The sequence below is a fragment of the Acidovorax sp. AC410 genome, from assembly GCF_979253235.1.
Window position 1 is genome coordinate 5,080,712 of record NZ_CEEDCG010000001.1, and the last position, 25,610, is coordinate 5,106,321.

The 25,610-nt window shown below is 63.3% G+C and carries 24 protein-coding genes and 1 pseudogene; 19 read left to right on the top strand and 6 right to left on the bottom strand.

The window, feature by feature from the left end; all coding sequences use genetic code 11:
• Positions 1-30: 30 nt before the first annotated feature.
• The gene (locus AC0IZS_RS23450) at positions 31-999 is read right to left on the bottom strand and encodes a glycosyltransferase family 2 protein (protein ID WP_471639564.1); all 969 of its coding nucleotides are present in this window, start codon (positions 997-999) and stop codon (positions 31-33) included.
• A gap of 196 nt (positions 1,000-1,195) precedes the next feature.
• Here AC0IZS_RS23450 and AC0IZS_RS23455 point away from each other — a divergent pair, with 196 nt between their 5' ends.
• On the top strand, positions 1,196-1,420 hold the full coding sequence (locus AC0IZS_RS23455; RefSeq protein ID WP_471637854.1) for a hypothetical protein: 225 nt from the start codon (positions 1,196-1,198) through the stop codon (positions 1,418-1,420).
• Positions 1,421-1,606: 186 nt separating this feature from the next.
• Here the strand turns inward: AC0IZS_RS23455 and AC0IZS_RS23460 are convergent, their stop codons facing one another.
• The 3 genes from AC0IZS_RS23460 to AC0IZS_RS23470 all read right to left on the bottom strand — a co-directional run bounded on the left by AC0IZS_RS23460 (position 1,607) and on the right by AC0IZS_RS23470 (position 7,427).
• Complete coding sequence (locus AC0IZS_RS23460) at positions 1,607-5,038, bottom strand: hypothetical protein (RefSeq protein ID WP_471637855.1); 3,432 nt, start codon at positions 5,036-5,038, stop codon at positions 1,607-1,609.
• Positions 5,039-5,603: 565 nt separating this feature from the next.
• Positions 5,604-6,722: an IS110 family RNA-guided transposase gene (locus tag AC0IZS_RS23465; RefSeq protein ID WP_471637422.1), complete on the bottom strand. Its 1,119-nt coding sequence runs from the start codon at positions 6,720-6,722 to the stop codon at positions 5,604-5,606.
• Between the two features lie 114 nt (positions 6,723-6,836).
• A complete protein-coding gene (locus AC0IZS_RS23470; RefSeq protein WP_471637856.1) occupies positions 6,837-7,427 on the bottom strand; it encodes a DUF4865 family protein in 591 nt (196 codons plus the stop codon).
• Between the two features lie 110 nt (positions 7,428-7,537).
• Between AC0IZS_RS23470 and AC0IZS_RS23475 the strand changes: the two genes are divergently transcribed.
• On the top strand, positions 7,538-8,431 hold the full coding sequence (locus tag AC0IZS_RS23475; RefSeq protein ID WP_471637857.1) for a LysR substrate-binding domain-containing protein: 894 nt from the start codon (positions 7,538-7,540) through the stop codon (positions 8,429-8,431).
• Between the two features lie 19 nt (positions 8,432-8,450).
• Here the strand turns inward: AC0IZS_RS23475 and AC0IZS_RS23480 are convergent, their stop codons facing one another.
• Positions 8,451-11,693, bottom strand: a complete 3,243-nt coding sequence (locus AC0IZS_RS23480; protein ID WP_471637858.1) for a hypothetical protein — start codon at positions 11,691-11,693, stop codon at positions 8,451-8,453.
• Positions 11,694-12,078: 385 nt separating this feature from the next.
• On the opposite strand from AC0IZS_RS23480, the gene AC0IZS_RS23485 reads away from it, so the two are divergent.
• The 4 genes from AC0IZS_RS23485 to AC0IZS_RS23500 all read left to right on the top strand — a co-directional run bounded on the left by AC0IZS_RS23485 (position 12,079) and on the right by AC0IZS_RS23500 (position 13,654).
• Complete coding sequence (locus AC0IZS_RS23485; RefSeq protein WP_471637859.1) at positions 12,079-12,552, top strand: hypothetical protein; 474 nt, start codon at positions 12,079-12,081, stop codon at positions 12,550-12,552.
• A 37-nt stretch (positions 12,553-12,589) separates the two neighbouring features.
• The gene (locus tag AC0IZS_RS23490) at positions 12,590-12,913 is read left to right on the top strand and encodes a P-loop NTPase family protein (protein WP_471637860.1); all 324 of its coding nucleotides are present in this window, start codon (positions 12,590-12,592) and stop codon (positions 12,911-12,913) included.
• Positions 12,914-13,064: 151 nt separating this feature from the next.
• Complete coding sequence (locus AC0IZS_RS23495) at positions 13,065-13,196, top strand: hypothetical protein (RefSeq protein ID WP_471637861.1); 132 nt, start codon at positions 13,065-13,067, stop codon at positions 13,194-13,196.
• A gap of 278 nt (positions 13,197-13,474) precedes the next feature.
• The gene (locus tag AC0IZS_RS23500) at positions 13,475-13,654 is read left to right on the top strand and encodes a hypothetical protein (RefSeq protein ID WP_471637862.1); all 180 of its coding nucleotides are present in this window, start codon (positions 13,475-13,477) and stop codon (positions 13,652-13,654) included.
• A gap of 18 nt (positions 13,655-13,672) precedes the next feature.
• Here AC0IZS_RS23500 and AC0IZS_RS23505 read toward each other — a convergent pair whose 3' ends face one another.
• Positions 13,673-14,164: a hypothetical protein gene (locus tag AC0IZS_RS23505; RefSeq protein ID WP_471637863.1), complete on the bottom strand. Its 492-nt coding sequence runs from the start codon at positions 14,162-14,164 to the stop codon at positions 13,673-13,675.
• A gap of 127 nt (positions 14,165-14,291) precedes the next feature.
• On the opposite strand from AC0IZS_RS23505, the gene AC0IZS_RS23510 reads away from it, so the two are divergent.
• From AC0IZS_RS23510 to AC0IZS_RS23570, 13 genes and pseudogenes are all read left to right on the top strand, one after another.
• Entirely contained in the window at positions 14,292-14,858 is a 567-nt protein-coding gene (locus AC0IZS_RS23510) for a TetR/AcrR family transcriptional regulator (RefSeq protein WP_471637864.1), read from the top strand.
• A gap of 54 nt (positions 14,859-14,912) precedes the next feature.
• The gene (locus AC0IZS_RS23515) at positions 14,913-15,749 is read left to right on the top strand and encodes an SDR family oxidoreductase (RefSeq protein WP_471637865.1); all 837 of its coding nucleotides are present in this window, start codon (positions 14,913-14,915) and stop codon (positions 15,747-15,749) included.
• A gap of 109 nt (positions 15,750-15,858) precedes the next feature.
• On the top strand, positions 15,859-16,533 hold the full coding sequence (locus tag AC0IZS_RS23520; protein WP_471637866.1) for a hypothetical protein: 675 nt from the start codon (positions 15,859-15,861) through the stop codon (positions 16,531-16,533).
• Between the two features lie 775 nt (positions 16,534-17,308).
• On the top strand, positions 17,309-21,550 hold the full coding sequence (locus AC0IZS_RS23525; protein WP_471637867.1) for an RHS repeat-associated core domain-containing protein: 4,242 nt from the start codon (positions 17,309-17,311) through the stop codon (positions 21,548-21,550).
• A gap of 15 nt (positions 21,551-21,565) precedes the next feature.
• Positions 21,566-21,907, top strand: a complete 342-nt coding sequence (locus AC0IZS_RS23530) for a hypothetical protein (protein WP_471637868.1) — start codon at positions 21,566-21,568, stop codon at positions 21,905-21,907.
• Positions 21,908-22,173: 266 nt separating this feature from the next.
• Positions 22,174-22,356, top strand: a complete 183-nt coding sequence (locus AC0IZS_RS23535) for a hypothetical protein (protein ID WP_471637869.1) — start codon at positions 22,174-22,176, stop codon at positions 22,354-22,356.
• Between the two features lie 85 nt (positions 22,357-22,441).
• Positions 22,442-22,711, top strand: a pseudogene (locus AC0IZS_RS23540) (RHS repeat-associated core domain-containing protein); the annotation flags it as partial.
• Positions 22,712-22,852: 141 nt separating this feature from the next.
• Complete coding sequence (locus AC0IZS_RS23545) at positions 22,853-23,128, top strand: hypothetical protein (RefSeq protein ID WP_471639615.1); 276 nt, start codon at positions 22,853-22,855, stop codon at positions 23,126-23,128.
• Between the two features lie 6 nt (positions 23,129-23,134).
• Positions 23,135-23,353, top strand: coding sequence for a hypothetical protein (locus AC0IZS_RS23550; protein WP_471637870.1), 219 nt, complete (start codon positions 23,135-23,137; stop codon positions 23,351-23,353).
• Between the two features lie 41 nt (positions 23,354-23,394).
• Positions 23,395-23,631 carry a hypothetical protein gene (locus AC0IZS_RS23555; RefSeq protein ID WP_471637871.1) on the top strand — a complete coding sequence of 79 codons (237 nt, stop codon included), beginning with the start codon at positions 23,395-23,397 and terminating at the stop codon, positions 23,629-23,631.
• Positions 23,632-24,180: 549 nt separating this feature from the next.
• The gene (locus AC0IZS_RS23560) at positions 24,181-24,438 is read left to right on the top strand and encodes a hypothetical protein (protein WP_471637872.1); all 258 of its coding nucleotides are present in this window, start codon (positions 24,181-24,183) and stop codon (positions 24,436-24,438) included.
• Between the two features lie 41 nt (positions 24,439-24,479).
• Positions 24,480-25,145, top strand: coding sequence for an RHS repeat-associated core domain-containing protein (locus AC0IZS_RS23565; protein ID WP_471639565.1), 666 nt, complete (start codon positions 24,480-24,482; stop codon positions 25,143-25,145).
• A 41-nt stretch (positions 25,146-25,186) separates the two neighbouring features.
• Complete coding sequence (locus AC0IZS_RS23570; RefSeq protein ID WP_471639566.1) at positions 25,187-25,474, top strand: pilus assembly protein PilP; 288 nt, start codon at positions 25,187-25,189, stop codon at positions 25,472-25,474.
• Positions 25,475-25,610: the final 136 nt, after the last annotated feature.

Here is a 25,610-nt window from a genome sequence, read left to right on the forward strand (position 1 = left end):
GGGCGGGGCAAAATCAGAGAACGGCGCCTCTCAGGCGGCATCGCGGCGTGGCGCATTGTCCTCAGCCGCTTCGCGCACGATGTACACGGGTCGCCCCTTGGACTCCATGTACACCCGGCCCAGGTACTCCCCCAGCACCCCCAGCCCGATGAGCTGCAGCCCGCCCAGAAACAGCACCACCGTGATCAGCGAGGCATAGCCCGGCGCATCGCGCCCGAACAGCAGCACCTGGCCCACGATGACCAGGCCATAGGCAAACGCCAGCAGCGCGACGGCCAGGCCGAGGTAGGTCCAGATGCGCAGCGGCACGGTGGAAAACGAGGTCACCCCCTCCACCGCCAGGTTCCACAGGCCCCAGCCCGAGAATTTGGTGTCGCCGGCCGCACGGGCCGGCCGGGTGTAGGGAATCGTCGCCTGGCGAAACCCCACCCAGGCGAACAGGCCCTTCATGAAACGGCGCCGCTCGGGCAGGCGCTTGAGCGCATCCACCACCTGGCGGTCCATCAGCCGGAAGTCGCCCACGTTGGGCGGTATCTGCGAGTCGGAAATGCGGTTGTGCAGCCGGTAGAACCACTCCGAGGTCTTGCGCTTGAGCACATGGTCGGCGCTGCGGTCCGTGCGCTGCGCCAGCACCACGTCAAAGCCCTGCTGCCACAGCCGCACCATCTCCAGGATGAGTTCGGGCGGGTCCTGCAGGTCCGCATCGATCGGCACCACCGCCGCGCCCAGCGCATGGTCGATGCCGCAGGTCAGCGCCGCCTCCTTGCCGAAGTTGCGCGACAGGTCGATCACCCGCAGGCCCGGCACCGTGGCGCCCAGCGCCTGCAGCCGCGCCAGCGTGCCGTCGCGGCTGCCATCGTTCACGCACACGATCTCGAACGCCAGCCCGGTCTGCGCCAGCACCGGCAGCAGCTGCGCAAAAAAGAGGTCCAGCGTGGCCTCTTCGTTGAACATCGGGCAGACCACCGAGAGCAGTGCGGGCGCGCCGCTGCGGTCGATGGGCCGGGTGGGCACGGGAGGGGAGAGGGTAGAGTCGTTCAATGGGACTTCGCAGTGGTTTGCCCAGGCTGTCACAGGGTGTTACGGGCGGCGCTGTACGCAAACCGTCGAAGATACACCATGCAGCCGGCCCTCCGGCAGCAGACAGCGGGCATCGGGGTCTGTTAGCCTGCGCGCAATTGAGCCCCTCCCGCCCATGCAATACCCCCTCGTCCTCAGCAGCCACCGGCGCATCGTCATCGCGCCCCAGGGCTGGTTCGACGCCATCGGCCGCCTCGACGCAGGACGTGGCGAACTGGAAATCGGCATCAACCACCTGGGCGAGGGCGGGCTGGCCTGGCACCTGCGCGGCGACCTGCAGGCGCTGCCGGGGCGTGCGGTGATCGACGAGGCGTTCATGCGCGGGTACCTGGGGGCGTGAACCCGCCGAAGGCTAGGAGCGTGCGCGGCAGAAGGCATCGAAGCGAAACGTCCGAAAACCGAGGATCGCTGGGTAGTACCGACAAGCCCAGGGTGGCCCCCTGGGCGCCGGAGGTGATACCCGGCGAGACCGGTTTGTCGGGCGTTGAAGCCGATGCTCCTTCTGCCGCGCACGCTCCTAGCCGCATTAGTCCCGCCAATAGGCGCGAATCCAGTCCACCGCCAGTTCGCCGTGCTCGGCCTCGAACAGGGCGATGGATGCGTCGAGCAGGCCACCCGCATGCGCCGGGTGCTGTCCATCGGGCTGCCGACGCACGGGGCCGCGCAGCGGCTCCACCGTGCGCTCCACCAGGCCTGCCGCCGCCTCCTTGTCGCCCGCCTGGCGGGCCCAGTGGGCGCACGCGCCCGTGGGGGCCGGGTCCAGGGGGAAGAACCGGCTATCGTGGCTGGCTGCCAGCGCAGCGCCTTCCTGTAGCAAGGACTTGCCTGTGGGCAGGCCCAGCGCCGTTCCGGTAAAACCCAGTTCGCACAGGCTGCGCGCGCGCCAGGTCGGGGCGTCGATGCGCCGGGCCTGCGCGGCCAATTGCTCCAGTTGCAACGCAGCGCCTTCCTTCGAGGGCCCGGGCACGCCTTTCCGTGGTTCCGGTCGCAGCCAGCCGGCCAACAGGCCGATCAAAGCCCGGCGTTCCTGCGAAGAGGTGGCGGATGCGAAGTAGGCATCGCTGGCCGCCAGTTCCCGCAGGGCCACGGCTTGCCATGCCGCAGCGCCAGGGCGGGTGGCGGTCGCCCGCAGCACCTTGTCCAGGGCCTGGGCCTTGGCGCTGCCCGGGGGCAGCGCCGCGAAGGCCGCCTGCGCTGCTGCTGTTGACTGCGGTGCCATGCCTGCGGCCCGGCGGGCGAATATGGCAGCGTCCACGCGCGCATCCAGGCCCTGCGACTGGAACTGTGCGGCCAGCGTGCCGGGCCGCTGGTAAAGCGCGTTCGCCGATTTCAGCGCTTCCTCCAGCGATCCGGCCGCCACGAACTCCTGCGCCACCCGGCCCAGTTGCGTGGCAGACCCACTGAAGGCCATGCCCGGCTGCCACTGGCTGCCGCCCAGCACGCTGTCAAAGCCGGCGCGCGCAGCAGCCAGCAACTCGCGGGCCCTGGCGGGCTCACCCGCAGCGGTGTAGGCCTGGGCCACAAGCACCAGGGCCTCTGCACGCTCCTGAGGCTTGTCCATGACCGATGCCGCGGTGTGGGCCGCCTCCATCAGGGCCCGGTCCGGCCGGCTGGCGCTGCCTTCCACGCGGGCCTGTGCCAGCACAAGGTGAATGTGCTGGGCATTGTTCGGCAGGCGCTTGCCTTGTTCGGCCAGGGCTGTCAGCCGGCTGCGTGCGGCAGGCTTGTCGCCGGCTTCTGCCAGGCGCTCGGCCCACAGCATCTGGGTTCGTGGGCCCAGCTCACGCACGGTGGCCCATTCGGCCAGCATGTCCAACTGGCCGGCCTCCAGCATGGCATTGGCAAGGGCGCCATGGCGGGCTGTGGCGCACCCGCTATCGATGGTGCGGCACAAAGGCGTGGGGGCCTCGTAGGTTTTGGCTTGCTCAAGTAGCGCGCGCGCCGCTGGCACCTGGCCGCACCGCACGTGCGCAGAAGCCAGGGCCCCAAAGCGCGCCATCGCATGGTAAGCCGATAGCCGGGGTACCAGCACGTGCGGATAGGCGCGCCCATCCACCAGGTAGGCCTCCCGGCCTGCCTCGCACAGGCTTTGCAGCGCCTGGCGCTGGGTGGTGGCCCACGGCGTGTCCATCCACTCTGCACTGGTTGGCGGCTCTGCAAGGCGCCGTACAGGCCCTGTGTTGCCCACGCTGGCGTGCGCGAGCGCCAGGGCCAGGCGCTCCTGCCCGTTGCCCCAGGCCGCCCCGGAGGCAGGTACGCGGGCGAACTCGGCATCTGCCCTGGCCAGCAGTTCACGCGCCTGGGTGGTTTCGCCCTTGTGCGCAAGGCCCTGGGCGATCAGGGCCAGTGCATGGGCATGGGCTGCGCGGGGCGAGTACCAGTGCGACACCCCCTTGTCGCGCTCGCTCTCGGACAAGGGGCGCTCTACAGCCTGGCGCAACTGCGCCGCCGCCAATGCCGCCGCATCCAGCCGGCCCGCCTGTGCATGGGCCTCGCCCACGGCGGCCAGCACCTCGGCCGCCCCGGGGTCGCCGGCGGCCCGCAACTGCTCGTACGCCTGGCCCGCTAGGTCTGCGAAGCCCATGCGCGCCAGCTCGGGGCCCGTGCGCCGAAGTGCCTCCAGGGTGCTTCGGGACTCATGGGCCTGCACCACGCGCTGTGCATGGGCCAGGGCGGTCTTGGCATGGGCTTCGGCCGCAGCCTTGTCCCCCGCGCGCTGCGCCGCCTGGGCCCGCAGCAACTCGGGCACGGCGAAGTACGGGTTGGGCCGGCTGAATCCCGATTCCTTTGTGAACAGCTCCGCGATGGCAGGGGCGGCCACGCCGGGCTGGCGCAGCGCGAGGGCCACCACTGCGGTCGCGCGCAGGTACAGATCGCGGTGGCTCTGCTCGCTTTGCACCAGCGGCAGCGCAAAAGGGATCAGGCACGACTCCGAAGGCCGCTGCAGGCAGGCCTGATAGCGCGCGCGGGGCGTGGCCTGGCGCTCGGCGTCCGTTGGGACTGCCACCGCCCGGCGTGCCAGCGCCGCGTGCGGCAAGGGCGCTGCCATGGCTTCTTCGATCCAGGGGCATGCCAGGATGTCCCGGATCTCGGCGGGCAGCGGCTCGGACCCGGGCAGGCCCTTGCGCTCGCGCTCGTACACCTCCCAGAAGGGCGTGTAGTCCATGGGCGCGTTGACGATCCGCATGCGCCGGCCCTCTACGGTGACAAAGCCCTGGTCGCCGGCCGTGACCAGTTGCGCCAGGCGCGCCTCGGGGTTCAGCGACTGGTAGCCGCCCACGGCAGGCCGCTGCAGTGCGGGGACTCCCACCTCCGTGCCTTGCACGCCAAACAGCCTGCGGATGTGGATGTTGCCGGTCAAGGGCTGCTGCACCACCCGGTCGGATTTGCCCGCTTCGGTCGCGGGCTCGATGGTCGTACGCATGCCCTGCAGGCGGCGCTGCCAGCGGTAGTCGCTGCTGGCATGGTCCGCAATCGCCACCAGGCGGCCCGCTGCGTCGTGGTAGCGGTGGAACCCTACCGGCTGGCCCTGGCAGTAGTACTCCACCGACTGCACGGCCCCGTCGGGCCACAAGGTGCGCAGCACCCCGTGCCGCCGCGAATTCTGGAAGTCCATGCGTGCATGCACCGTGCCTTCGGGCAGGTAGCGCGACTCCACGGTGACGGCATCGCCCGCAATGCGCGCGTGGTAGGCCTTGCCCGTGCCTTCGCAGCGGTATTCCTCCAGCGGATGGTGGTTGTCCGAACGCAGCCGCAGCAGGTGGCTGGCCAGCTTTTCATGCACGAGCAAGTGGGACCCCTTTTGGTGGCGGGCCTCGGGCGATTCCTTGTCGAGGCACGCGGCCGCAGGCAGCGCCTGGGCGATGGGCGGCTCTTTGGGCAAGGAGGCCGTGGACGGCAGCGACAGCGTGAGCAGGGCCGCAGCAGCCAACCCCATGCGATGAATCTTGTTCTTCAAGCAGCACTCCCTCGGTGGTGGTATGGGAGCGAGTGTGGGGGCGCCTGCCCACGCCCGGCGCGCAGGGTGGACGTGTTTCCCCGCGCCAAGCGGCAATATTGCTCACAAACGGCGGGAGACCGGGTTGTCTAGGAGCGTGCGCGGCAGAAGGCATCGAAGCGAAACGTCCGAAAACCGAGGATCGCTGGGTAGTACCGACCAGCCCAGGGTGGCCCCCTGGGCGCCGGAGGTGATACCCGGCGAGACCGGTTTGTCGGGCGTTGCAGCCGATGCTCCTTCTGCCGCGCACGCTCCTCATATGGTCGCCATTGTCAATACTGTCAGTGCCTCATTTGGTGTGCGTTCTCTTAGGATCGATCGGGTGATGCGACACGAGCGTTTGCAGCGACGATGAATCAGACTCATATCCGCGGATTGGTTACCAGCACTTCATCGATTCGTCGCGGGCCTGCCTCGCTCTAGGATCGGGGATCTGCCTTGCGGTGCCCTGGTAGGAGCGTCGAGGGTTGCCCTATCGTTGCTCGTATCGCATCGCCAGATCGATCCTGTTGCGTGTTATGCCCTTTCAGTTTGGCTGGCCCTGCTCGCGCTGCGCCTGCATGCCGATGGCCCAGACGAAGCCTGCCAGCTCCCTTGCGACGGCGATGCAGGCTTTGTTGGCCTGCAAGCCACGTGCACTCAACGCCGCGAAGCGCTGTGTCAGCCGCAACTGCGCTGTCCATGCCATCCTTCGTATCGGCTCGGACAGATCCTGTTGTCGGATCTGCGCTTGTTTGCCGATGCGCGCCTTGAAGCGGTAGTTCCAGGCGGCTTCAGTCAGCAGCCGCCGGGCGTGCGCGTTGCCGGTCTTGGTGATGCTGCCCCGGCTCGTGCGCTGACCACTGGAGTGCTCCGAGGGCACCAGACCGAGGTAGCCCATGAGTTTGCGTGGATGGGCAAAGCGTCCCAGATCTCCAATCTCCGCTGCCAAGCCAATCGCCGTGATCGCGGCGACACCACGCAGTGCCTGCAGCGCACCAACCACCGCCTCAAAGCGCCAGCCAGTGATCGAAGCCTGCAGCGCCTTCGTCAGCCGGTCAACGCGATCATCTGCAGCCGTCACGGCTTGCCAGTATTCGGTGAACGCTGTCTGTGCGGCCCCCACCCCGAAGTTCAGTGTCCCCAGCCAGCGGTAGTAGGCCCCACACCATGAGGTCTTGCCGGTGTATCGCACGTCGTGACGCAGCAAGAATCCCTTGAGTTGGTGGCGGGCCTGCACGCGACTGTTGACTGCATCTTCGCGTGCCCGTGACAGGTCACGGATCGCGTCGTCCTCTGGGTCGGGGATCCACACGGCAGTCAACTGGCCAGCGCGAGAGCATTCGGCCAGTTGAACGCAGTCGCGCCCGTCGGTCTTGATCCGATCTCCAGGGCGGCGCGGGATCTGCGAGGGGGCAATGATCTCGCACAGGTAGCCCCTGCTGTGCAGAGCACGCTGAAGGCCAAAGCCGGTGGGGCCGGCCTCGTACACGATGTGCAGCTGATCGGCGTTGCCGACCTTGGCCAGCACCTTGAGCAGCTTGCTCACATCGTGCGTGACCTTGCCTATCAGGCGCCCGGGCACTCGGCCAGGCTCGGCCGCTGCGATGCTGATGCTGTCTTTGTGGACGTCCAGGCCCACGTGAATCTTGCTACTCTCTTGCATGGTCGGTCTCCTTGTTGCTGACGACGCAAGTCACAGCATGTAGCGCTACGTCCTTGGACGCAATCTACGATGTCGGAGACCGGCCGCCTATCCAGGGGGCGGCGACCATGATGTCTAGACCCGGGCGGCATCCCCCGTGCCACTGCTGCGCACCCCCCGCGGTGCCGACAGGTACAGCAGCTCGAACACCCGCCCCTCGGTGCCCGCTGGCGGCGGGCCCTGCCACAGCACCGTGCGGTTCACCTGCCAGTCTTGGGCATCCAGGCCCGCGAACACGCTGTGTGCCCCCGCTGCGCTGGCCAGGTCGGCGGCTGCGGCACGCTCGTCGGCTGCGCGCTGCACCAGGTCCGTGGTGTCGGGCAACTGCGCGAAGTGCTGGGTGGCAAAGCGCGGCACCTGGCCGGCCGCCGGGCCCTGCAGGTGGGCGATGGGGTTCCAGCCATGCACCACCGGGCGCCCGTACCGGGCCTGCACGGCCGCAAAGTCGGCCGAGGTGACGAAGCCCGCCGCGCCCGCTGGGTCGTCCCACAGGTAGAAGGGCGTGTAGCGGTTGGGCGCCGTGGCCGTGCGGTCGGCCAGTAGAAAGGCCTTGAGGTGCAGGCCGGGCAGGGCGTCGAAGCGGCCACCGATCTCCGGGATGCGGCGGCGCAGGGTGTTCATGTCGAAATCATCGGGCAGGTCGAATCCGTATTGCATGGCCAGCATGGCAGGTGTCCTTCAGGGGTGGTGCAGGGTGGAGGTGCATGCACTGTAGAAACTGCCATTGATTTAAACAATCGAGTTGTTTTTGCATGAATGATTAAAATAGCTAACCTATGCTGCTCGACCTGCCCTCCCTGCAAACCCTGGTCACCGCCGTCGAGCTGGGCGGCTTTGGCAAGGCCGCCCAGCGCCTGCACCGCACGCCCGGCGCTGTGAGCCTGCAGATCAAGGCGCTGGAAGAGCGCGTGGGCACGCCCCTGTTCCGCAAGCAGGGCCGCCAGCAGGCGCTGACCGAGGCGGGCGAGCTGCTGCTGGGCCACGCGCGGCGGATCATCGCGCTCAACGACGAGGCCGTGCTCTCGCTGCAGGGCGCGCGCATGCAGGGCAGCGTGCGCTTCGGCATGCCGCAGGACTTTGCCGACGGCTGGCTGCCCGCCACGCTGGCCCGCTTTGCACGCACCCACCCCGCGGTTCGCATCGACATCCGCGTGGACCGCAGCAGCGCGCTGCTGGCGCAACTGCAGGCCGGCGAGGTGGACCTGGTGCTGGCGTTTGGCGAGGCCTCCGGCGCGCAGGCCGGTGGACACACGGGCGGGCAGACCATTGCGCGCCTGCTCACCCAGTGGATCGCGCAGCCCGGCCTGCCCCTGCAGCCCGGCGAATCCGTGCCCCTGCTGCTGCTGGAGCAGCCCTGCAGCTTTCGCCAGGCCGCCATCGCCGCGCTGGAGCGCACCGGCCGGCCCTGGCACGTGGTGCTCACCAGCGCCAGCGTCTCGGCCATCTGGGCCGCCGCCCAGGCCGGCCTGGGCGTGGCGCCCCGGGCCACGGCGCAGGTGCCCGCCGGCCTGGCCGCGGTGGGCAAGCTGCTGGGGCTGCCCGCGCTGCCGTCCGTGGGCGTGTCACTGCACCGCGACAGCGTGGGCCTGGCCAACCCCGCGGTGGAGCATTTGCGGGCGGTGGTGCAGGAAGTGGCGGCGGGGCAACTGGGGCCAGGCCCCGGTCGGTAAGGCGGGGTGTTGCGAGGGCTTAGTCGCGCCAGTAGCCACGCCCCCAATCCAGCGCCAGCTCTCCATGCGCGGCTTCGAACAGGGCGATGGAGGTGTTGATCAAGTCGCGTGCGCTGGCGGGGTGCAGCAGTCCATCGGGCCGATGGCGCAAAGGGGCACGCAGCGGCTCCACTGCCCAGTCCACCAGTGCCGCTGCAGCAGCTTTTTCGCCGGCTTGCAGTGACCAATAGGCGCACGCACCGGTCGGTGGCGGATCCAGTGGTGGTGCCTTGCCGTTGTATTGGGCGGCAAGGGTGGTTCCTTCCTGCAGCAAGGGTTTGCCTGCAGGCAGGCCGAGCGCGATGCCAGTGAAGCCCAGTTCGCACAGGCTGCGTGCGCGCCATGCCGCACTGTCGATGCGCCGGGCGTGCGTTGCCAAACGCTCCAGCTGCAGGGCGCGCAACTGGGACTGTTCCTTCTCTGTACCCTGGTGCCGTTGGAGGTCCAGGCGCAGCCAGCCGGCCATCAGGCCCAGTTGCGTGCGGCGCTCCAGCGAGGATGCGGCATTGGCAAGGTAAGCATCGCTGCTCTGCAATGCTTCCAGGGACAGTGCCTGCCATGCGGCAGCGGCCAAAGGTTGCTGGCCGCTGGTGGCTTGCCGCATTGCTGCATCCAGCGCCTGTGCCTTGGCGCTGCCTGGGGGCAGGGCAGAAAAAGCCGTCCGCACTTCTTGTGTCGAGACCGTCACCGCAGACTGGTTCTCGACAATGGCGGCGTCCACCCTTCCGGCCAGGCGTTGTGCGCGGTGTTGTGCGGCGAGGGTGCCGGGTTGCAGGTAAAGCGAGTGCACGGTCCTCAGCGCCTCGTCCAGTGAGCCGGCGGCCACGAATTCCTGGGCTACCAAGCCCAATTGCAGCCCGAATTCGCCCACATTCGCGTGGGTCCGCCACAGGCTGCCGTCCAATATGCTGTCAAAGCCCGCTCGCGCTTCGCTGAGCAACTCACGCGCCCTGGCAGTAGCGCCTGCAGCATTGAAGGTGCGCGCAACGCCGAGCAAGGCCACCGCACGGCGATGGGGGGCATCGATAGCCGATGCCGTGGCGTACACATCCTCAAGGAGGGCGAGGGTCGGCTGGACCTTTCCACCCTCCACCCATGCCTTGGTCAGCAGCAGGTCGATCCGCAGTTCTTCGGGTACGACGAGAGCCTGGGCCGATGCGGTGGCCAACCTGTGGCGTGCTGCATCCTGGTTTCCGCCCTTCGCCAGCTGTTCGGCCCAGCGGATGTGCACATTGGTACCCAGAGTGCGCCCGGAACTCCATGTCTCCAGCATATCCACCTGACCCGCTTCCAGCATCGAAAGAGCGATCAGATCCATGGCATCTGGTGGCTGTACCCAAGGGCACCACATGCCGGCATTGCAGATGGCTTTTTCCTGTGCGTATTGCATGCCCTGCTCCAGCAGGTCGCGTGCCTGCTGTACCTGGCCGCACCGGACATGTGCTGAAGCCAGGGCACCATAGGGCGGAATGTGGCGGATGGGCGTCACAGCAGCGTACGGAGGCTGGTGATACACGCGCCTGTCTGCTACAAAGTTCGCCCGGCCCGCGTCGCACAGCACGGCCCAGGCCTTGTTCCGAGTGTGGGCCCAAGGCACGCCGTAGGCCCGGTCGGCAAGCCGCTGCGCAGCCGCTGAATCGCCCAGTGCGGCTTGAGCCAGCGCCAGCGCCAACTCCGCGTCATTGGAAGGGTACCGTTGCCCGGAGGCTCGGCTCCACTCAGCTTGCGCCTGCGCCAGCAGCTCCTGTGCCTCGCCTGTCCTGCCTTGCTGCGCCAGGGCCTGCGCAACCAGTGCCAGCGCATGCACATGGGCCGCCCGCGCAGAGTACCACCGGACCGGTCCTCCATCTCGCAGATGATCGGGCAGGGGATGCTCCTTTCGCATGCGCAGTTGCGCCGCCACTGAGGCTGCCGCCTCTCGCCGACCGGCCCGTGCGTGCGCTTCGCCCACGGCCGACAACACGTCGATGGCGGTCTGGGCGTGGGCCGTTGTCAACTGCTCGTAGGCCTTGGTGGCAAGGTCCGGGTAGCCCATGCGGGCAAGCTCCAGGCCCACGCGTCCCAGAATATCCAAGCCAAGGGCTGCGCCATCAGTGGTGGGTGCAGGGGCTTGCGCATGGACCAGTGACGCCCTGGCATGGAGCTCGGCACCTGCAACATCCCCTTGCAGCACCGCGGTCCGCGCCCTCAGGAGCTCGGGAATCGCCAAACGCAGAGTTGGAGCGGTATTTACCCGTTCTTTGTCGAAAAGACGTTCTATCGCATCGCTGGCCAGCTCGGGCTGGCGCATTTCGATGGCCGCTGCTCCGGCGCTTCGAACGTGCGCGCCACCGTAGTTCCACTCATTGAGGGCCAAGGGAAGTACCGACGGCATGAGACACGTCTCGGATGGCCGTTGCAGGCAGGCCAGGTAACGGGCCCGAGGTCTGGCATGGCGCTGTGCATCCGTCAGGGCTGCGGCGCGGGGCCGAGCCAAGGCAGCTTGCGATAGTGGTGGCTTCATCGCTTCATCAAGCCAAGGGCATGCCAGGATCTTCCTGTTGCGGGCCTCCACCGGATCGCCGTCCGGCAAGCGCTTGCGGTCCCGTTCGTACACCTCCCAGAAAGGCATGTAGTCCATCGGCGCATTGACGATGCGCACGCGCTGGCCTTGCTCGCTGATCCAGCCCTGGTCACCTTCGGTCACCAATTGCTCAAGCCGCGTGCCGGAATCCAGCGCGCTGTAGTGGAAAGGGCGTTCCCGCCATTGCAGCAGCGCGGGATCCAGCCTGGCACCATGCACCTCGTACAGCTTGCGGATACCGATGGGACTCTCGACAGGCCCTGTCAAGAATCCCTGGAGCGTTTGATCTGCGCGCGTGATCAGGGTACGGCGGCCATTCAAGCGGCGCTCCGCTCGGTAGTCGCTGCTGGAATGGTCGGCGATGGCCAGGAGCCGGCCCGTCGCGTCGTAGTAGCGGTGAAAGCCCACGGGCTGACCCTGGCAGTAGAACTCCACGGACTGGAGGCGCCCGTCGGGCCAGTTCACGCGCTGAATGCCGTGTGGCTGCGCTTCCCGGTACCCATCTGTCGGAGACGAGCCCAGGTAGCTGGTGCTGGAGTGCTGCTTGCCCTCCTGCAGGTAGCGCGATTCGACAGTAATGGCCTGGTCCGTGATGCGTGCGTGGTAGGCCAGGCCCGCGCCCTCGCAGCGGTACTCGTCCAAAGGGTGCAGCTTTTCCACACGCAACTGGCTCAGATGGCTCGCGAGTCTCTGGTGGACGCGCAATCCCGAACTGTTTTTCCATCTACCTTCCGCCGTTCCCCTCTCGATGCACTCTTGTGCGTCAAGTTTCTGAGGCGTTGGTGGAGGCGCCGGGGACAAAGCAAGACAAGGCAGCCCAAACGAGAGCAATGCCGCGGCCGCCAAGCCGCTGCGACGAAAAGTTTTCAAGGCGCCTCCCTCTGTATTTTTGATGGAGTGTAGGGCCCATGGCCACGACAGCAAGGCGCGTCGTGCCATCGGTCTCCCATCGCGTACAGTTGCCCCGCAGCGCCAAAGAGCCCGTGGCCTGTGAACGGAAGGACCGGCGCAGGAGATTTTCAAACCACCGGGAGGATAAAGACCCATGAAGTTCTTTGGATTCTTGACCCTGCTCGGCGCCATCGTGGCCGCGCTGGTGCTGCTGTCGGGCATGTTCACCGCCCAAAGCGCCCCGCAAGAGGCGGCCATTGCGGCGCTGGCCATTGCGATCGCGGTGATCCCGTATGTATTCTTCCGCGTGCTCCAGGCCCTGCGGCAGGCCGATGACCTGGCCGCCATCCGCCGGCTGCTCGAAGCCCAGCCCGGCGGGCCGACGGGCACCACCGCGCCCCCACCCCAGGTCGCCGCGCCGGTGCTCGTGACCCCCGAGCCCGCGCCGCCATCCCCGACCGCCGAGGTGCTGCAAAGCGGCTCCATGGGCGTGGAAGGCTGGACCTGGCACCAGCTCAGCGACAGCAGCCTGCGCATCACCGACGCCCACGGCTCCGACTACGCCTATCCCTTGGTGGCCGCGGCCCGCAAGGCCTTCACTTGGTGGCAGGGGCCGGGGGAGGCATGAGCTGCCAGCATCGTTCTTCCACATCCGCCATGCCCGCATGCGCTGCGTAGTCGTCGGCACCAGCGGTGCCGGCAAGTCCACCTTTGCCGCGGCATTGGCCCAAGCCACCGGCAGCCCGCACATCGAGCTCGACGCCCTGTACTGGGGTCCCGGTTGGGCGGCAGTGCCGCATGAGCAGTTCAAGGCCCGCGTGCGCGAGACTACCGAAGGCGATTGCTGGGTGGCCGACGGCAACCAGGGCCTGTTAACACTCATTTCGGGGTCGCGAAGGCCCTTGCCGGCGTGCCAACCTAGGCGCGCGACGCCGCGTGTGCTCTTGCACACGCAAGGAGCGCAACGACGAGTGGCGCGCCGGCAATGACCTTCCCTTCGGGTTGCCCGGCCTGGGGGCCGTCTGCGGCGTTGCCCGCGCTTGCAAGGTGCACACCTTGCTGCGCACGGGCGCCTAGCATCCAGCCCCCAGGCCAGGCAACGCGATCCCCGAAATGAGTGTTAACAGGCCTTGTACCGCCATGCGCGAACTGCTCTGGGCGCGCGCCACGCACATCGTCTGGCTCAACTATGGGCGCAGCATCGTGTTCCCGCGCGTGCTGTGGCGCACCGTGAGCCGGGGCCTGCTGCGGACGAGGGCCTATTCACACTGATTTCGGGGTCGCGAAGGCCCTTGCCGGCGTGCCAATCTAGGCGCGCGACGCGACGTGTGCTCTTGCACACGCAAGGAGTGCAACGACGAGTGGCGTGCCGGCAAGGGCCTTCCCTTCGGGTTGCCCGGCCTGGGGGCCGTCTGCGGCGTTGCCCGCGCTTGCAAGGTTCCTACCTTGCTGCACGCTGGCGCCTTACATCCAGCCCCCAGGCCAGGCAACGCGATCCCCGAAATCAGTGTGAATAGGCCCTTGCCCACGGCAACCGCGAATCGCTGCGCATGGCGTTCTTCTCGCGCGACTCGGTGCTGTGGTGGTCGTACACCACCTTTGCGCGCAACCGGGTCAAGTTCGCAGGGCTGCGCCATGACCCGGCCTATGGCCACCTGCAGTGGACCGAACTCACCAGGCCGGCGCAGGCGCGGGAGTTCATCCAGCAGCACTCCGCTCACGCGGCATAGCGCCCGCCCGGTGCTGCGTCAGATCGAATCATCGTTGTGCTGCGCCCACACCGGCGCCGCCGCCTCGTGCGACTCGACCCCGCGAAAGAACGCATCGCCTAGCACTTTGTAGTCCGCCGTGCCCGGCCCCTGCCAGCCCATGAACTTGGGCCGGTGCACGGCAAAGCCACTGGGTGATTGCGCGTTGCGGTAGGGCACCGCCATGGTGAGCGTGGTGGGTGGCCGGGCGTACGAGCGCACCAGCACGATCAAGGCATCCGTGCGGCCCGATGGCAGGGTGATGAAACCGTCATAGACCAAGGCTGCGCGCTCCGCCTGTCCGGGGTTCTGGTCCAGATACTCCTGCGCCTGCGCGACGCCTTCCTCCAATTGGTCCGCCGCGAAGCGCAGCATGTTGCGCCCATAGGCCGCCGATTCCTGGGCCACCATGGGCGTCAGGGGCTCCCCCTCGGCCACGCACCAAATGCCGTGCGCGGCAAAGAAGCCTGCAAGTTCGATGGCGCGTTCCATGGGGGCTCCTTGCGTCTCGTGATCGCGGCATTCTGCATGAGGCGGATGGGGCGGGGCCAGCCAGTCATTGCGCCGCAGTCGCACAGTCATTATTGACCAATCGTTCCAATATGGCTACACTCGCCCCATGGCAAGACCCCGACAGTTCGATCCGCAGCAAGCGCTGGACGCCGCCGTTGGCGTGTTCCGCGAGCATGGCTACGCGGCCACCTCGGCCGAGATGCTGACCGAGGCCATGCAGATCGGCAAGCAAAGCCTGTACAACACCTTCGGTGGCAAGTGGCCGCTGTACTGCGCGGCACTGGAGCGCTATGCGGCGGGCGAGACGCAGAGCCACATCGCAGCGCTGCAACAAGGCGCCACCGCCTGGGCCGGCATCGAGCGCATGCTCAAGCGCGTGGTGGCCGAGGCCCACAGCCCCTGCCTGGGCGTGGGCTCGGTCAGCGAGTTTGGCAGTGCCCAACAAGAGCTGGTGGCCATACGCGCCGTGGCCGCCAAGGCTTTGCAGACGGCCTTGGTCACGCGCATCCGCGAGGCACAGGCCGCAGGCGATGTGGCGGCTGATGTGGATCCCGGCCACGCGGCCAGCTTTGTGCTGGCCCAGGTGGCGGCCCTGCGCATCGCCGCGCGCGGCGGTGCGCCAGACGCAGAGCTGCGTGCCATGGCACGCCTTGCACTGCGGGCTCTCGGATGAGTCCCTTTTTTTTGGTTTGTTTTGGAACGATTGTTCAATTAAAGGAGTGAAACCATGGACAGCAATGCAGTAGCAGTAACAGCAGTGGAGACGGCGCGGCCCGGGGCAGCGCAGGCTTGGGATGCCGTGGGTGCGGCCGATGCTGCACAGCGGCAGCCCAACGCAACCGGTGGCCGGGGTGTGGCGCTGGTCTTCGGCGGCTCGCGCGGCATCGGCGCGGCAATTGCCGGCCGGCTGGCGCACGATGGTTACGACGTGGCCATCACGTATGTCTCGCGGCCCGACAGTGCCGATGGCGTGGTGGCCGCGGTCGGGCAGGCAGGCCGGCGTGGCCTGGCCATCCAGGCCGACAGTGCCGACCCGGCGGCGATCCGCGCCGCGGTGGACGCCGCAGTGCAGCGGCTCGGGCTGCTGAGCGCGGTGGTTGTCAACGCAGGCATCCTGCGCGCCGCGCCCATCGGCGCTGTGGCGCTGGACGACCTGAACGCCATGCTCGATGTGAATGTGCGCGGCGTATTCCTGGCCATCCAGGCTGCCGTGGCGCAGATGCACGACGGCGGGCGCGTCATCACCATCGGCAGCAACACCGCCATCCGCACCGGCTCGGCGGGCAGCAGCGTCTACGCCATGACCAAGGCCGCCGTGGCCGCCCTGGTCAAGGGCGTGGCGCTGGACCTGGCGCCCCGGCGCATCACCGTCAACAACGTGCAGCCCGGCCCGACCGAGACCGACATGACCGCACCCATGGCCTCGTGGCTCAAGGACGTGATCCCCCTCAAACGCATGGCCGAGCCCGGCGAGATCGCCGCCCTGGTGTCGTACCTGGCCAGCCCGGAGGCGGGCTTTGTGACGGGCGCCAGCATGACCATCGACGGGGGCTTTGTGCTGTAGCGCGGTGCGTGGGGCAGGCCGGGAAGAGGGCGGGTCGAACCTGCTTTGCCATGGCTATGATGGGCCGGCCCCATCGCACCGGCGTGCCATCGCAGGCCGTGGTGATCCAATGCCCCTCGCTCTTGTCTGCATGACCTACCCGACATCCTTCTTCTTCACGCGCGTGCCATCCGCCGCGCGCTCTTGCCCCGCGCCAGATTCCGCTCGCTGCAGCGCTGTTCCACGCACCGCAGCAGCCCTTGCCGCCCTGGTGCTGGCGGTGATCACCAGCGCACATGCCAAGGAGCCCATCGGCCCCGAGGCCGACAAGGCACTGGCCGCTTTGCAGCAACTGGCAAAGCAGGGCGCACTGCCCAGTGTGCAAGTGCTACCCGCCCAGGGCATCGTGCGCATCCAGGGCACCTCGTTCGCCCGCAACAGCCACTGCCTGCCGGCCACCGTGCAGCAGGAGCTGGCCACGCGCGTGGCGCCGGTGCTGCAAGCCGCGCTAAAGGCCGACGAGCGCCTGTCGCTCAAGGTCATCGGCTACAGCGACGTGTATGCCCCCGGCGGCCCGCCCCCCACGGTGGACGCCGATTGCCTGTCGATCAACGCCGACGAGGCCCTGTCCGCCCGCCGCGCCAGCCGCGTGGCCCGTGCCGCCGCCGCCCGGGCCGAAAAGGATGGGAGGGTGGACAGCGTGGGTTATGGCTCCGACAACAACAGCCTGCTGGTCGAGGCCGAGCCGCAGTCGCCGCGCAATCGGCGGGTGGATATTGTGGTGGTGCGGGAGCCTTCTTACTGACCACTGCGTCATGAGCCAGATACGAAGCCCGGCGCGACGGTGACTGGCTGCGCTTGATGGGCGCTACGATGCCGAAGCTATGTCCGTGATTTGCGTGCAACACTTTGTTGCAATGAGTGATGCAATGTTCATGCGGTGCCGCTGAGCCATCGTTAGGATTGGCTTGAGCGGGCTTCTGTGAGAAAGCCGTTGAAGTGGGCCAGATTGAATTGGTGCCTAAATAATAATATTGAATTTAAAGAGGGTGGGAATGAATATCTTGGTAAAGCTATTGGCTGGTTTTGTATTTTTTGTGTGTGGCAGTGCTCAGGCTCAATTATATTACCAATTTTGTGGTGGGCCTGGCTACAAAAGCACCAATCAGTGCTCGTTGGCGCCTATGGAAACGACCCAGTGGAAGTATTCCCACGGGGATTCGACACAAACTTTTCCAACCATGGAAAGTGCTGCGGAGGGATTTCTAAATTTTTGGAGGAACAAACCCAGTTCCACTGAGGTTTGCCAGGTTTCTTACACGGTGGCACCAACCGTTGTGGTACATCGGGATGGATTTTTGCTGTCCAATAAGCCTGTTGTGGAAACTAGCAGCATATCCATCAGATTTGGCACGGTCCACACCGATGGGTCTTGTATAGGTGTTGGGGATTGGCAGGGATCGCCTTTGTCCGGGACGCGCGAGGCAAAATGCGGTGATTGGAAGAGTATACGTTTTACCGATGTGCAATCAAATGGGTGCTATAAAGAAATTCCTGTGCCAGCATCCATGTGTACAGGATTGTTCGGCAATCCCATCCAAGCCTCAACTCGCGAAAAAATTGAGCTCTCAGTTGACCTGAGTAGCGACGGCCCGGATCCTCTGGATTTTCGACGTGTCTATCGCAGCAACCGTGTTCGCGATGCATCTTTTTGGCTGCGTGACTCATTGATTAATTTGCACCGTGGAGATTTGGGCAATGGTTGGCTGCACAACCATGACATGAATCTCACCTACACCCGAGTGCCTGGTGACGATACTGGCATCTTCGAAGAAGTGCGCATCCAAATGGCCGACGGGACATTCGAGTACTTCTCACGCAGAAATGGCGGTGCTTATGTGGCGACGCATGCGCTTCACAGTCTCGTTCGCAGTTCAGCTGGTTCCGAGGCCAGTTGGATATTTCAAGATGGCGAGGCTGAAATTCAGTATATTTTCAACTCCAAAGGCCGTCTGGTTAAAAAAACGCTGCGCAATGGATGGGCAACAAACTATACTTACAACGCTCAAGGGCGGCTGGGTACTGCGCACAACGGTTTTGGCCAAGCACTGCAGTTTGTTTATGACAGCCTGGGGCGGATTTCGAGCGTGACGACCGCTGATTCACGCAACGTACAGTTCAATTACACTGGCAATCTACTCACATCAGTGCGGCAGGCAGATGGAACCAGTCGGCAATACGTTTATGATGATGCCAATGCGTCAGGTTTTTTGTCCGGCGTAGTCGATGAGAATGGTGTTCGGTATTCGACATTCGGATACGATAGTGAGCGTTGGGCCGTAGCCACTGAAAAGGCCGGTGGGGTGGAGCGATACTCTATTCAGTCGGTCAGTACGAGCGGCGGTAATCTCTATGGAACAAAAATTTCTGATCCACTGGGTACAGTGCGTGGAATTTGGTATGCGCGGTTCAATCGCGATTACAAATACTATGGCTCAGACCTGCTGTTTGACGTAGGTGAAAAGCGGCCGAAATCCTCCATCAGCTACGATGACAATGGACTGGAGGAGTATTCGTATGACATGAATTCCAGCATAGACCGGATGACGTGGGATACAAGCCGTCGCCTACCCCTTTCCCGCACGGAAGTTCAAAACCGGTCCACACTTGCCCGCACCGTCACTACGGCATGGCATCCGCAATGGCGTTTACCGGCTACCGTCACCGAGCCGGGCCGCTCCACAAGCTATAGCTACGACAATTCAGGCAACGTGCTGACCCAGGCGGTCACTGATACTGCTACGGGCACAGTGCGTACTACAGCGTGGACTTACCATGCCAATGGTCTGGTGGCCACGCAGACGGCACCCAATGGCGCAGTTACCAGCTATGCCTACGATACCCAAGGCAATGCCACCCAGACCTCCAATGCCCTGGGCCATGTAGATACCTACACCTATGACGGCGCAGGCCGGGTACTCACCCATACGGCCGCGAATGGCTTGGTGAGCACTTTTACCTACGACGCCCGTGGCCGTGTGCTCACCAGCAACCGAGGCGGCTTGCTCACGACCTTCAGCTACCGCCCCAGCGGCCAAGTGCTGACCGCTACACTGCCCCAGGGCCTCGGCATTACCTATGCCTACGACCCTGCCCATCGCCTCACGGGCTGGAGCGACAACCGCGGCAACACGGGCACCTATGTGCTCGACAACATAGGCAACCGGCTGAGCGAAGAAGTGCGCAACGGCCAGGGTCAACTGTCCTGGCAACTCGCGCGCAGCATCAACAGCCTGAACCAAGTAGCGTCGCTGACCACGGGTGCTACTGGTGCGTCGGTGAACTACAACTACGATGCCCAAGGTGATGTGACCACCGCTACCCAAAGCTTGGGAAACACTTCTATCCAGACGAAGTACTGGCGGGACTACCTTGGGCGCATCAACTACCTCTCCGACGCCGAAAACGCCACAACCTCACTGACCTACAACGCCCTCGACGCCGTCACCTCGGTCACCGACCCGAAGAGCGTCACCACCAGCTACACCCGCGACGCCCTGGGCAACGCCACGTCAGAATCCAGCCCCGACAGCGGCAGCGAAACCACCCAATACGACGCCCTGGGCCTGCCCAGCAGCATCACCAACGCCCTGGGCCAGGCAACGACCATCACCCGCGACCTCCTCGGCCGCCCCACGTCGATCACGCACCCCGGTGGCACCACCACCCTGCGCTACGACCAGACCCCCACCAGCAAGGGCTACCTCAGCGAGATCGAAGACGCCAGCGGCATCACCACCTACCAGCGCGACCTGCACGGCCGGGTGACGAGCCAGACCCAGAAGCTCATCAACAACGACACCCGCACCCTGGCCTACAGCTACCACGCCACTACGGGCCTATTGAGTTCCACCACCTACCCCGGTGGCCAGGTCCTGCAGAACGTCTACGACGCCACCGGCCAGCTCACCGGCCTCACCTGGGCCGGACAGCCCATCGTCAGCGGCATCACCTGGAGCCCCCTGGGTCAGCCTACCGGCTGGAGTTGGAACCTGCCCGGTGCATCGGCAGCCATCCCCGCCACCCGCACCTACAACACTGCGGGCCAACTCACAGCCACCGAATTCAGCAGCTACACCTACGACGCCGCAGGCCGCATCACCAGCCTCACCCAATCGTTGATGCAGCCCGCCAGTACGGATGCTCAAGCGGGCACGGTGACCCTGGCTCCCGCCACCTGGACAGTCACCTACAACCGTGCAGGCCGCATCACCGGCTTTACCAAGACAGTCGCCAGCGGCACCCCCGCCAACACCGTCACCTACGCCTACGACGCCAACGGCAACCGCCTCACCAGCAGCCAACAGCGCGCAGGCACCACCACCAACCGCACCTACACCCTCACCGCCAACCGCCAGACCGGCTTCAGCCAGACCCAAAGCGGCGCCAGCACAGCCAGTACCAGCGTCACCTACGGCTACAACACCGCCGGCGACCTGCTGACCGATGGCCTGCGCACCTTCCAATACGACAGCCAGGAACGCCTGGAAAAAGTCACCACCGGCACGGGCGTGGACGCCCCCAGCACCCAGTACGCCCACAACGCCCTGGGCCAGCGCGTGTTCAAGACCGAACCGCTGTTTGTCAGCGGCAGCGGATCAGGTGGAACCACCAGCGGCAAGAACCTCAACAACCTGCTGGCCGACCCCGAAGACCAGGAAGAGGCAGAAGCGGAAGAGGAAAAAGACAAGGGCTTCATCCAGACCGCCTTCGAATTCTTCACCCGCCTGTGGAGCCCCGGCAGCAGCGACGCGCAAAAGCTCGGCTTCGCCTATGTCTACGGCCAGGACGGCACCCTGCTGGGCGAATACGGCATGGGCGGCAGCAACAGCACCGGCACCACCCAGTACATCTACCTGCCCACTGCCAACGGCCCCATGCCCATTGCCGCCATCGTCAATGGGGTCGCCTATGCTGTGCACAGCGACCACCTGAACACCCCGCGCAAGCTCACCCAGCCCGACGGCCAGGTGGCCTGGCAATGGGCGTACAGCGCCTTCGGCGACGAACAGCCCACCCTGGGATCCAAGCGCTTCACCAACGAAACCACCAACCCGACCACGGGCACCACCACCATCCCTGAAGTCACGTTCAACCTGCGCTACCCGGGGCAGTACTACGACAAAGAAAGCAACCTGCACTACAACTACTTCCGCAGCTACAGTGCGGAGCGGGGGCGGTATACGCAGGCCGATCCGATTGGGCTGGAGGGTGGGTTTAATCGGTTTGGGTATGTGGAAGGGAATGCGCTCGGATTAATAGATCCCAGTGGCTTGGAAGTAACTCTAACCTGCAGACCGGTAAGCCTCTTTGGAAAATTAGGGCTGTCCAAGCCTGTGCATTGCGGTGTGATCGTTTGGCACTGGGAAACAGATTGTGATGGGAAGAAGAAAAAAGTTATTGATGCGCAATATTCTCTTCCCGGAGGTGCGACCGCGCCTACTAAAGACGGTAATAATCCAACCTACATGGGTGATCGCAATGCATTTTATAATCCTGGTGGAGGGAATTCAAACTATGATATATCCCCTCCTCCAGGGAGGTCGCAACCAGATTTTGATAAATCTGTGATAAACAGTGGAGATAACTATAGGCAAGGAACTTATATGCCTCCTGGATATGGCCCAAATTCGAATTCGGCTGCAAATAATATAATAAATAACGCGGGAGGAGTTACGCCGGATGTGCCAGGTGCTTGGTCGCAGCGTCAACCACCACATAGCGGCGGGGGAGAGGTTCCCGCTATTAATATTCCTTGGTAAGTGTTTGATCTTATGATGTTGTGGCTGATTTTCCTTGCTCCTGTTGTGATTCTGGGGTGGATTGCTTTTCGCGTTGAATGTTTTGGAAAAATGGGGTGGTTGCATTTTTTTGTCATTGCCTTTTTGCTTCAAGGGTTGTTTTTGAGGTTTTGTTTTGAAAGTTGGTCGCCTGTAGATTTTGCTTTTTTATTGTTTTTTGTTGTTGCACTTCCTTGGTTGATGGTGATTTTGTGTTTGCTTCTTTTGATGAATAAATTTGGAGGGTGTCGCTCGGCTGCTTGTGCATTGGTGCTATATTTTTTGACATTGATTGGAGGGGTTGTTGTTGGTGATGTTTTTGGCTTGATTCCGCAATAATAAATCTCTACTTTTTTGTTAAAAATGCATGTGAAAAGTATCTTGAAAAATCCCGCCACGCTTGAGCCCCGGCAGCAGCGACGTGCAGAAACTGCGCTTCGTGCAGATGCAGGGGGCAGGTCTTGATTTTTGCCTTTGATCCATAGAAGATCCCTTCCATACTCAAAATGAGTCGTCAGTTTGCGGAGGTCCTGAAAATGGCAAGACCATTGCGAGGATACGAGGATGAAGGGGTCAGGTCTTGCCTTTTACCCCCAGACAACCAGATGGTCTGGCAATTGGCCTACAGCGCCTTTGGCGACGAACAGCCCACCCTGGGCTCCAAGCGCTTCGCCAACGAAACCACCAACCCCACCACGGGCAGTACCAGCATCCCCGAGGTGACCTTCAACCTGCTCTACCCGGGGCAGCACTACGGCAAAGAAAGCGACCCTGGATGCGGCAGTTGAATGCGCCCGAGGGTGCCGTGATCGGTGTGCCAGGCAAGGCGTGAGGACGCTGCGCACCCTTGTGCGCAAGGACGAGCAACGCAGCATGGCGCGGCGAGCGCGGTGCCATCGGGTGCATAGCGCCACTGTCAATCACCCAACTGGAGTGCCCAAAAGCCCGACACACTGCTTGCGCCAAGGAGGTCACTGCAGGACACTGGCGCGGTCCACTGCCGGATCCAGGGTTGGGCACTACAACTACTTCCGCAGCTACAGTGCGGAGCGGGGGCGGTATACGCAGGCCGATCCGATTGGGCTGGAGGGTGGGTTCAATCGGTTTGGGTATGTGGAGAGCGATACGTTGAGCTATGCAGATCCCGAGGGTCTAAAATCCGCGAGGCCTGCCGCCCGAGGTGGTAATTCATATAATCGCCGTCAATGGAAAAGGCACGGACCAAAGCCATTTGATAGACCAACCGGAGAAGGTTCTGGCTCAGCGTGGGAGTCTGGAGCGGAAATGTTTACGCCCGACCCTGATGAGGACTACGAATTTAAATGTCTTCGCTGGGAGTGCAATAATAACTCTTGCACAAAGGGGAAGCTTCCAACAGATTTTCTACCAGCTGCACGATTTGTTAGTGATGCTCCAGAAGGCTGCCAATGTGTGCAATCTGCTCTAGGGCCAATATTTCATCCACCATCAGGTAATTATGACGATCTGCGTGATATTCAAGAGAAGTACAAAAGAAATAAACACAGAATTGGTGATTTTTTACGCGCCATGAAGAGGTGAATTTTCATGAAGACAGGGGTTGTTTTTGGTCTGATATCTATAGGTCTTGGAGTAGCGGTTGCAATTTCTGGGAAGCGACTGTGCAGAGCCGATTGTTGGATTGGGAATACAATATCAATATTCTTGCCAAGTTCTTGGAAGTATTTGGCAGATGCTATACCTTGGATTGTTTTTGGTGTGATTTCAATTATTTTGGCTATTTTTGTTGAAAAACATAAAAAGTAATTTTTGCTTTTTGGAGGCCGCTGCTTTAGGAGTTAATGGTCATGCCAGCTATTATCAGGTTTGGGCTGTTGGTGCTTAGCCTTGTCGGTGCATGTGTTGGCGCCTCCATTTTCTTTCAAGGTGACTTGCTTTTTGCGCTCTGTGGCAAGAGTTGTGGATTTAATCGTGCTCTTGTGGCCTTGGTTGGCCCTGGTTTTGCGGAATTTATATTGTCTGTGATTTGGTTTCTTGGCGCTGCTGTGGCAGGCATTTTGGCCATTTGCCGTTCGAAAGATTGACTGATGGTCCGGCCGAACTCTCTTGGCCCTGTGCGCAAGAGATGAAGAATGCTTGGGCATCTCGCGCAGGCCTCGGCTTGGGCCTCCTGCTTGCAGTCGGCCTGCTCTACGCCCTGTTGGCCCCCTGGACAGCAACGCCGACGAGCAAAAACTGCAGGCGTGTGCCAGCCTAGAACTGGCTGGCGGTTCCTTGGCTAGGTAGGTAGCTCAGCGGGGCGCGTGCCTAGCGATCAGGAGGCACTGGGCGTTCTGGAATTGCGCGTTTCTCCAGTCCGCGACGGGTGGGGCATCCTCTGATTTACCGGACGATTGTCGGCACTGGAGGTCGCAAATTCCAACTGCGGTCCATGGGTCCCAATGGCCGGGATGACGGTGGCGAAGGCGACGACATGGGCTTCTCTGTGCGATAGCTTTATGGCTTGGCTATCCGGTGCAGATTGATTGCCACTGCCACTGCCACTGGCAAGGCTGCGGGCCACCGAGATGCAGGGGTCAGGTCTTGCTTTTTGCCTTTGATCCATAGTGGATGAAGGGGTCAGGTCTTGCCTTTTGCCCCCGGACGGCCAGGTGGCCTGGCAATGGGCCTACAGCTTCTTCGGCGACGAACAGCCCACCCTGGTCTCCAAGCGCTTCACCAACGAAACCACCAACCCCACCATGGGCAGCACCACGGGCACCACCACCATCACCCGAGGTGACCTTCAACCTGTGCTACTCGGGGCAGTACTACGACAAGGAGAGCGACCCTGGATGCGGCAGTTGAATGCGCCCGAGGGTGCCGTGATCGGCGTGCCAGGCAAGGCGTGAGGACGCGGCGCACCCTTGTGCGCAAGGACGAGCAACGCAGCATGGCGCGGCGAGCGCGGTTCCATCGGGTGCATAGCGCCACTGTCAATCGCCCAACCGGGGTGCTCAAATGCCCGACACACGGCTTGCGCCAACGAGGTCGCTGGAGGACACTGGCGCGGTCAACTGCCGGATCCAGGGTGGGGCACTACAACTACTTCCGCAGCTACAGTGCGGAGCGGGGGCGGTATACGCAGGCGGATCCTATTGGGCTGGAGGGTGGGTTTAATCGGTTTGGGTATGTAGGGGGAAATGGGCTGCAGTATGCAGACGCATTCGGACTGAAGCCAGGGGACATTTTTCCTTCCCCGGATGCTGCAGCCTTAGATGCTGGCAATCATTCGCGTGGAATTAATCCACAATTTATAGAATATGGTGGTTGGGTTTATCCGGAAAAAGGTGGGTACACGTACAACTTGACAAAAGGTAGTCCAGGAGGCATGCCGAGGGATAAAATGGAAAAACTAAGGCTTGAATGCCCAAGCCCCCCCGTAAGCTCATGGCACACGCATCCTATGACGGAAACCCCGGATAAGGATTTTAATTATTTTAGTGCTGATGATATGAACTTTGGGAAATATTACCGTGTACCGGTTTATTTGAAGACCCCTGCGGGGCCGACTTTGATTTATGATCCGGCGACTGGGAAAATTAGGGGGGTTAAGTGAGGTTTTATAAATACCTTGTGTGGTTATTTTTGCTTCTGCCGGTGCATGCATTTGCTACTCGAGAGAGGCAGTCTTTGGAGGCCTTTGATGTCAATTCATTGGCGGTTAAGGCGATATATTTTAATAAATCTAGAGGATATTCTTATGCGATAATAAGGGATCCTGGTGGTTATGTTCATCGAGCTTATAAAGGTGATTACCTTGGAAAAAATTTCGGTCGGATCGTCGAGCTTTCTAAGAAAAAAGGGGTTCGCGCACTTGAGGCTGTCCAGAATGAAGATGGCGAATGGGTAGAGCGCGAGGTTTGGATTCCTTTTGAGCAGAAGTGAGAGAGAATGGAGGGGCAGCTCTTGCCTCTTGCCCCCAAGCCACAGAAGCTCCCCATCCATCCATCACCAAACACGCCCATTGGGAATGTGCAGATGAAGGGGTCAGGTCTTGCCTTTTGCTCCCAGACGGCCAGGT